Below are 6,920 nucleotides of genomic sequence, written 5' to 3'. Positions count from 1 at the left end.
GCGTGGTGGTCTTGCGGGTCCGCAGACTCGCCGCCCAGAGATTGCGCTGGTAGCCCAGCTCATCGGCGACCTCGCGAACCCGCAGTGCCGACTCCGACCAGCCGTCGGCGGGTTCGGACTGTCGCAGCACCCGAGACGCCGTCGACACGTGGACACCCGCAGCTTTCGCGATCTCCTTGAGGGTCGGCGTTCGCTGACCTCCGGCCACGCTGGTCCCCCATCCTGTCGGTAGCACTGTTGACGCTGCGCGTTCGAGCACCTACGGTAGCTCATGCAAACGTTCTCGCAAACGTTCTCGCTGAACTTGTACCATCAGTTGCAGGCCCGACCCCCGGAGGTTCCGATGTCCCGACCCAGCACCCTGGCGCAGCTCTTCGCCCTGGACTCGTTGCTCGACGCCGACGAGATCGCGATCCGCGATACCGTCCGTGACTTCGCCAATGCGCGTCTGCGGCCGCATATCGGCGACTGGTTCGAGAACGCCGAGCTGCCGGCGCGGGAGATCGCCAGGGAACTGGGCCAGATCGGTGCGCTCGGCATGCACCTGGAGGGCTACGGTTGCCCGGGCATGAGCGCGACCGCCTACGGCCTGGCCTGCCTCGAACTCGAGGCCGTGGACTCCGGTATCCGCAGCCTCGTGTCGGTGCAGGGCTCGCTCGCGATGTTCTCCATCCACCATTGGGGCTCGGAGGAGCAGAAGAACGAGTGGCTGCCGCGGATGGCTGCCGGTGAGGCGATCGGTTGCTTCGGCCTGACCGAACCCGATTTCGGCTCCAACCCGTCCGGCATGCGCACCAACGCCAAGCGTGACGGCGACGACTGGCTGCTCAACGGCACCAAGATGTGGATCACCAACGGCTCGATCGCCGACGTCGCGGTCGTCTGGGCCCAGACCGACGAGGGTATCCGCGGCTTCGTCGTCCCCACCGACACGCCTGGCTTCTCCGCGCCGGAGATCCACAAGAAGATGTCGCTGCGCGCGTCGGTGACCTCCGAGCTCGTGTTCGACAACGTCCGCTTGCCCGGTTCGGCGATGCTCCCGAAGGCCCAGGGCCTGAGCGGGCCGCTGACCAGCCTCGGCGAGGCCCGCTTCGGCATCATCTTCGGTGCGATCGGCGCTGCCCGCGATTGCCTCGAGACCGCCATCGACTACTCGCAGTCGCGCGAGGTCTTCGACAAGCCGCTCGCCGGTTACCAGATCACCCAGACCAAGATCGCCGACATGGCACTCGAGGTCGGCAAGGGGCACCTGCTGGCCTACCATCTGGGTCGTCTGAAGGACCGCGGTGAGATCCGCCCGGAGCAGATCAGCACCGGCAAGCTCAACAACACCCGCGAGGCCATCAAGATCGCCCGTGAATGCCGAACCATCTTGGGCGCCAACGGCATCACGCTCGAGTACCCGGTCATCCGGCATGCCAACAACCTCGAGTCCGTCCTCACCTACGAGGGCACCTCCGAGGTCCACCAGCTCACCATCGGCCGCGCCCTCACCGGCGAAGCCGCCTTCCGGTGAGCGAGCGCGCGGCTCTCGACGGACTCGTCGTCGCCGACTTCGGCCGGGTCCTCGCCGGGCCATACGCGACGATGCTGCTGGCAGACCTGGGTGCCGAGGTCATCAAGATCGAACGACCTGGGATCGGCGACGACACCCGGTCGTGGGGTCCGCCCTGGGTGGGCGAGGCGTCGTCGTACTTCCTGTCGGTCAATCGCAACAAGCGGTCCGTGGCGATCGACCTCTCCGATCCCGCGGGACTCGAGGAGGCACGACGCCTCGTCGATCGGGCCGACGTCGTCGTCGAGAACTTCATGCCGGGCACGATGGATCGCCTCGGACTCGGTTACGACGCCGTCGCCGATCGCCGGCCGGACATCGTCTACTGCTCGGTGACAGGATTCGGCGGGAACAACCAGCTGCCCGGTTACGACCTGCTGATCCAGGCGGTCGGCGGACTGATGAGCATCACCGGTCCCGACCCGCAGACGCCGACCAAGGTGGGCGTCGCGGTCGTCGACGTCATCACGGGATTGCATGCGGCCGTGGGCATCCTGTCCGCGTTGCGGCACCGCGACCGGACCGGGCAAGGACAGCGCATCGAGGTGAACCTGTTGTCGTCGCTGATCTCGGCGCTGGCCAACCAGTCGTCGGGCTACGTGGCGGCAGGCGTGGTTCCGACAGCGATGGGCAACCGGCATCCCAGCATCGCGCCCTACGAGGTGTTCCAGACCGCGGATCGTCCGTTCGTGCTGGCCGTCGGCAACGACCGCCAGTTCGCCGGGCTGTGCGAGGTCCTCGGACGCCCGGACCTACCCGCCGACGAGCGGTATGCGACGAACAGTGCGCGGGTGGCGAATCGGGAGAAGCTGGCGGCGATCCTGAACGAGGCGCTGTCAACGGCGAGCGCGGATCACTGGTTCGACGCACTCACCGCGCGGCGGGTGCCGTGTGGCCCGCTCAACGACATCGCCGACGCCATCGCGCTGGCCGAACGTCTCGGTCTCGATCCGGTTGTGGAGATCGACGATCCGCGCCGGGACTCACCGTTCCGATCGGTGGCCAACCCGATCCGGATGAGCGTCACTCCGCCGAGGTACCGGTCGGCACCACCGCTGCTCGACGAGCACGCCACGGTGTCGGACCTGGTCTGACTCACGCCACAAAACCCACCCTTTTGCGGTCTTTCCACCCTGACAGGACGCGGGGAGGTCTTGCCGAAAAAGGCTGGGTTTGCAGGGTTTACGGCTAGGCGGTGGCCAGCTCGCGGCTCTCGGCGAGTTCGCGGTACGCGCTCACGACGGCGTCGAGCTGGGCCTGCGAATGCCTGCCGAGCCCGCATTAGGTGGAGATCCCGAAGTCGGGCAGGAACTCCGAGACGATCGCGGCACGCTTCCGCGCGACGGTCGCGGCGTGGATGGCGTCGATCGGACGGGTCACGTGTCGCGACAGCCCATTCGCGACGGTGACGATGGCCGACGCGTCGCGCGGCAGGATGTGGCGTCCCGCGCGCGCGGCGGCCTCGGCATCCGGCGGATCACCCATGAACGGCGACGCCCCGAACTTCGAGTCGCCGTAGCACAGATGGAAGGTGAGTTCGGCGCCGTCGGGGATCCACGACGCCAGGCGTGCGATCGCCGCGAAGATCGCCTCATGCCCCGCATAAGGATTGGGGAACCAGCCCTCGACGGTGACCAGCTCGGTCGGCAGATCCCACTGGACGGCGAGGTCGGTCGCCGGGATGAGGGAGAAGAGCTTCTCGACGCTCGCCTGTAGCGCACGGGTGCACGGCGTCGAGCAGACAGTTCTGCTCAGCCCGACCGAAAGGCTCAGTACGCCGAAACAGGCTGGGACGGGATGATTCCGTGATGCAACTCGGCAACATCGGGATGGGCGCGGGTGCGCGACTTCCAGGCGTTCTCACCGTAGGTGCTGAAGATCGGGTTGTCCGGATCGGTTTCGACGCCGCGCGACGCTGTCGCCAGTTCGGGCGGGAGGTCGATGATCGGGATGACCTCATCGAGCGCGGGATTGAGGAAGAACGGGATCGAGACCCGGTCGGTCCCGGGGCGGGGTGCGCGGACCCGATGCCGGGTCGCACGGAGGTAGCCCCCGGTCGCGACCTCGAGCAGTTCGCCGATGTTGACTATGAACGCGCCCTCGACGGGCGGGACCTCCACCCAGCTGCCTGCAGCTGTCTCGACCTCCAGGCCCTCGGAGCCGGGTTCGACCAGCAGCAGGGTCAGTACTCCCGAGTCCTTGTGGGCGCCGACGCCCTGGGCGCTGTCGGCGGTCCCCGGGTAGCGAACGACCTTGATCAGGGTCGCCGGCAGTTCGGCGAACGCCGCGTCGAAGAAGGATTCCGGGGCGCCGAGCGACACCGACCAGTGCCGCAGCAACCGCAACCCGACTTCCGACAGCGCAGCACCCCAATCCTCGAAGGCGGTGCGGAAGCCGGCAGGCGACGAAGGCCAGAGATTCGGTCCCTGCAGCCTCCAGTAGCCCTCTGCGCCGGGGATGACCGCGCGTTCGGGGCCGATGTCGATCTGCTCGCGCCAATCCACCTTGCCGTTGGTCAGTTCACCACCGAGCCGCGAGTACCCGCGGAACTGTGGGCTCTGGAGCTGACTGATCTCGTTCTTGGCCTCGTCGGGCAGTGCGAAGAACTCGCGTGCCAGCCGCATGACCTCGGTGAGCGACTCGCCCGGCACCCCGTGGCCGGTCAGGTAGAAGAACCCGTGGTCGTGAGCGGCTTCCCGAAGCGCAGCACGGAAGGTCGCGGGGGCGGTGTCCGCGTCGCCGAGGTCGAGGATGGGGAGCATGGTGCAGAGCCTGCCAGAGCGTCGTACGCGGGAGGAACGTCGTTCAGGGACCGTGAAACCCCGTTCATGAGGTTTGCAGGCGCTACGTTGGTATTCGGGTCTGGGGCAGTGCGGCGGTGTCGACCCGGGCTCGCTACGTGGTCGGCCGCCTCGAGAGGAGTTCGATCGTGACCGAAGCGACCGACAATGTTCATCTCCGCATCGCGGAGCTGGCACGAGGGCTGCACGGCGACGAAGCCGACGACGAACAGGTGGCCAAGACGATCGTGGCCGGTGCGGTGGCCGAGATCCCCGGAGCCCAGTACGCCGGACTCACGGTCGCCACCGACCGGCGCTCCATCGAATCGTTCGGGGCAACCCACGAGATCGCGGAGATCCACGACCGGATCCAGGCCGATGTCGGAGAGGGGCCCTGCCTGTCGGCAGCCCTGCACGACCGGGTGGTCCGCGTCGACGATCTCCAGAACGACGAGCGGTGGCCGAAATACCGGAGCCGGGCGATGGGCGAGGTGCCGATCCGATCCGTGTTGTCGTTCCAGCTCTTCGCCAATCGCAACAAGATCGGGGCGCTCAACCTCTTCGCGGACGAACCGAATGTCTTCGACCTGCACGCCGAGGACATCGGCGTCGTGTACGCGACCCATGCCGCGCTGGCCTGGAACACCATCAAGAAGGACCAGCAGTTCAACAGCGCTCTGGCCAATCGTGACGTGATCGGGCAGGCGAAGGGCATCCTGATGGAGCGTTTCGACATCGATGCGCTGGCAGCGTTCGATCTCCTGAAGAAGCTGTCCCAGGAGTCGAACACCAAACTGGTGGAGATAGCACGGCAGATCACCCTCAAGAGGTGACCTGCCGGCGCGCTGCGTCGAGTTCTACTCGGAGACCGCGAACTCTGTTGTGCTGGGGCCGATCTCGCCTTCGGTGAGCGTGCGGCCGGCCTCGTCGACGGTCTCGAAGACGCGAACCCGGCCGGCCATCCCGCAGAGTTCGAGGGGGCGGCTGACAGTTCGTTCGCCGACCAGGACGACTGGAGTAGAGCGCTTCGCGGCATCGTCGACGAAGGTCTGCAGCAGTACGAGTCCGACCGTGCCGAAGAAGTTGACCGCGGAGAAGTCCAGGACGACGCCGTGGATACGATCGCGCGCGACGCGATCGAGCGCAGCAGCGAAGTCCGCCGCCGTCTCGCGGTCGACGCTGCCGGAAAAGCGCTGTACACAATACGATTTCGCGCAATCGAAACGTCGCGGTGACGTGCGCTCAGGGGAGCCGGTGCCGACGTCGAACGCCGAACGGAAAACGGTGGATGTGGTGAGCGGCATGAGGTGGTCTCATCTCAGTGGAAGCGTTTGCAGGGGCGATCTGTTGTGGACCGAACCCGGCGAGTGCCCGCTGGTGTTCGAGCGGAACCCAAGTTCACGATCGTCCTGAACGGAGATAAGCCGTGATGTCGCGTGAGTCGAGGGACCTTGGGTGCCCACTCGCTCTTTAGTGCGCGGCTCCGACCTGAACCGCACCCCTACCCTACGGGTCCTTCGGATGCCGAACAAGACCGACTCGGGTCACGGTAGAAAGTCGTCAAGAAATCCCGCATTGTGAGACGCCGAAAGTGGACGTGTGGCGAAGAACATGATTGTCTAGTACCTGATGCGCGTCGAGTCGCGTGCGCGGCATCAATCCATGCTAGATGGGGCAGCAGTCAGCCCATCGGTCGCAAGATCTGAACGTCTGGGTGGTGACAAATGGCGACACAACGCGCCGAGCACGACGATTACAGCGACGTCCTCCCGATACTGCGAGAGATTCGCAGTGAACGCGACGACGACCTACGTGCCAAGAAACGCGACGAAGTGATCGAGCGGTGCCTACCGCTCGCGGATCACGTCGCACGCCGGTTCTCCGATCGTGGTGAACCGGTTGATGATCTGCGCCAGGTTGCGCGGATCGGTCTCATGCATGCGGTCGACAGATTCGATGTCGATCGTGGCAACAATTTCCTCGCTTTTGCCGTCCCGACGGTCATGGGCGAGGTCAAGAGGTATTTCCGTGACAGCACGTGGTCGATCAGAGTGCCACGTCGTGCGCAGGAGGCCTCGCTCAACATCGCGAAGGCCAGCGAGGAACTCCTGCAGTCCCTCGGACGGTCGCCGCGGCCGAGCGAGATCGCCGAGCACCTCGGACTACCGGTCGGCGAGGTCATCGAAGGGATGGTCGCGCGGTCCGCATACACCGCGAGTTCCATTGACGCCGAAGCTGGTTCGTCCACGGACGGCTGGACTCTCGCGGACACGCTGGGCGACGAAGACGAGCGCCTGGACATAGTCGAGGAGTTCGTCACGCTACAGCCGGCGCTTGCTCGACTCACCGAACGCGAACGAACGATCCTCACCCTGCGGTTCTTCCGTTCGATGTCCCAGAGTGAGATCGCTCGCCAGATCGGGATCTCCCAGATGCACGTGTCGCGGCTCCTCACCCGGATCCTCGAAACTCTGCGTGAAGAGGTCGCCGACGACGAGGAGTACGAGGAGCCGCTGCTCAAGCACGCGTGAGACGCTGCCGGGCCACGTATGCGGTCACCGAGGGCCCATGCCGGGAGCACCTGG

The 6,920-nt window shown here is 66.0% G+C and carries 7 protein-coding genes and 1 pseudogene; 4 read left to right on the top strand and 4 right to left on the bottom strand.

Going from position 1 to position 6,920, the window contains the following annotated elements:
- Positions 1 to 208 (bottom strand): LacI family DNA-binding transcriptional regulator (locus tag GOALK_RS07410; protein ID WP_006358186.1); only part of this gene is annotated, 208 nt, incomplete at its 3' end.
- A gap of 135 nt (positions 209 to 343) precedes the next feature.
- On the opposite strand from GOALK_RS07410, the gene GOALK_RS07405 reads away from it, so the two are divergent.
- Together GOALK_RS07405 and GOALK_RS07400 are read left to right on the top strand one after the other, a co-directional pair.
- Positions 344 to 1,516 carry an acyl-CoA dehydrogenase family protein gene (locus GOALK_RS07405; protein WP_006358185.1) on the top strand — a complete coding sequence of 391 codons (1,173 nt, stop codon included), beginning with the start codon at positions 344 to 346 and terminating at the stop codon, positions 1,514 to 1,516.
- The gene (locus GOALK_RS07400; RefSeq protein ID WP_006358184.1) at positions 1,513 to 2,649 is read left to right on the top strand and encodes a CaiB/BaiF CoA transferase family protein; all 1,137 of its coding nucleotides are present in this window, start codon (positions 1,513 to 1,515) and stop codon (positions 2,647 to 2,649) included. The genes GOALK_RS07405 and GOALK_RS07400 overlap by 4 nt, the downstream gene beginning before the upstream one ends.
- Positions 2,650 to 2,743: 94 nt before the next feature.
- On the opposite strand, the pseudogene GOALK_RS07395 reads toward GOALK_RS07400, so the two are convergent.
- Positions 2,744 to 3,277 (bottom strand): annotated as a pseudogene (locus tag GOALK_RS07395) (hypothetical protein); the annotation flags it as partial.
- A 47-nt stretch (positions 3,278 to 3,324) separates the two neighbouring features.
- Positions 3,325 to 4,317, bottom strand: coding sequence for an isopenicillin N synthase family dioxygenase (locus GOALK_RS07390; protein ID WP_006358182.1), 993 nt, complete (start codon positions 4,315 to 4,317; stop codon positions 3,325 to 3,327).
- A gap of 167 nt (positions 4,318 to 4,484) precedes the next feature.
- Between GOALK_RS07390 and GOALK_RS07385 the strand changes: the two genes are divergently transcribed.
- Entirely contained in the window at positions 4,485 to 5,168 is a 684-nt protein-coding gene (locus GOALK_RS07385; RefSeq protein ID WP_006358181.1) for a GAF and ANTAR domain-containing protein, read from the top strand.
- 24 nt (positions 5,169 to 5,192) lie between these two features.
- Here GOALK_RS07385 and GOALK_RS07380 read toward each other — a convergent pair whose 3' ends face one another.
- Complete coding sequence (locus tag GOALK_RS07380) at positions 5,193 to 5,639, bottom strand: STAS domain-containing protein (RefSeq protein ID WP_006358180.1); 447 nt, start codon at positions 5,637 to 5,639, stop codon at positions 5,193 to 5,195.
- A gap of 420 nt (positions 5,640 to 6,059) precedes the next feature.
- On the opposite strand from GOALK_RS07380, the gene GOALK_RS07375 reads away from it, so the two are divergent.
- Positions 6,060 to 6,866 (top strand): SigB/SigF/SigG family RNA polymerase sigma factor, encoded by an 807-nt coding sequence (locus GOALK_RS07375; protein ID WP_006358179.1) that lies wholly within the window; start codon positions 6,060 to 6,062, stop codon positions 6,864 to 6,866.
- Positions 6,867 to 6,920 lie beyond the last annotated feature (54 nt).

The sequence above is a fragment of the Gordonia alkanivorans NBRC 16433 genome (genome assembly GCF_000225505.1).
In the GTDB taxonomy this organism is placed as follows: domain Bacteria; phylum Actinomycetota; class Actinomycetes; order Mycobacteriales; family Mycobacteriaceae; genus Gordonia; species Gordonia alkanivorans.
Note: the sequence above shows the minus strand (reverse complement) of the source record. Positions and strands in the feature narration are given on the sequence as shown.

Excerpts from the sequence above, each read along its gene's own strand:
- GOALK_RS07405 (WP_006358185.1), top strand. The coding sequence starts at position 344 with ATGTCCCGACCCAGCACCCTGGCGCAGCTCTTCGCCCTGGACTCGTTG.
- GOALK_RS07375 (WP_006358179.1), top strand. The coding sequence starts at position 6,060 with ATGGCGACACAACGCGCCGAGCACGACGATTACAGCGACGTCCTCCCG.
- GOALK_RS07390 (WP_006358182.1), bottom strand. The coding sequence starts at position 4,317 with ATGCTCCCCATCCTCGACCTCGGCGACGCGGACACCGCCCCCGCGACC.
- GOALK_RS07380 (WP_006358180.1), bottom strand. The coding sequence starts at position 5,639 with ATGCCGCTCACCACATCCACCGTTTTCCGTTCGGCGTTCGACGTCGGC.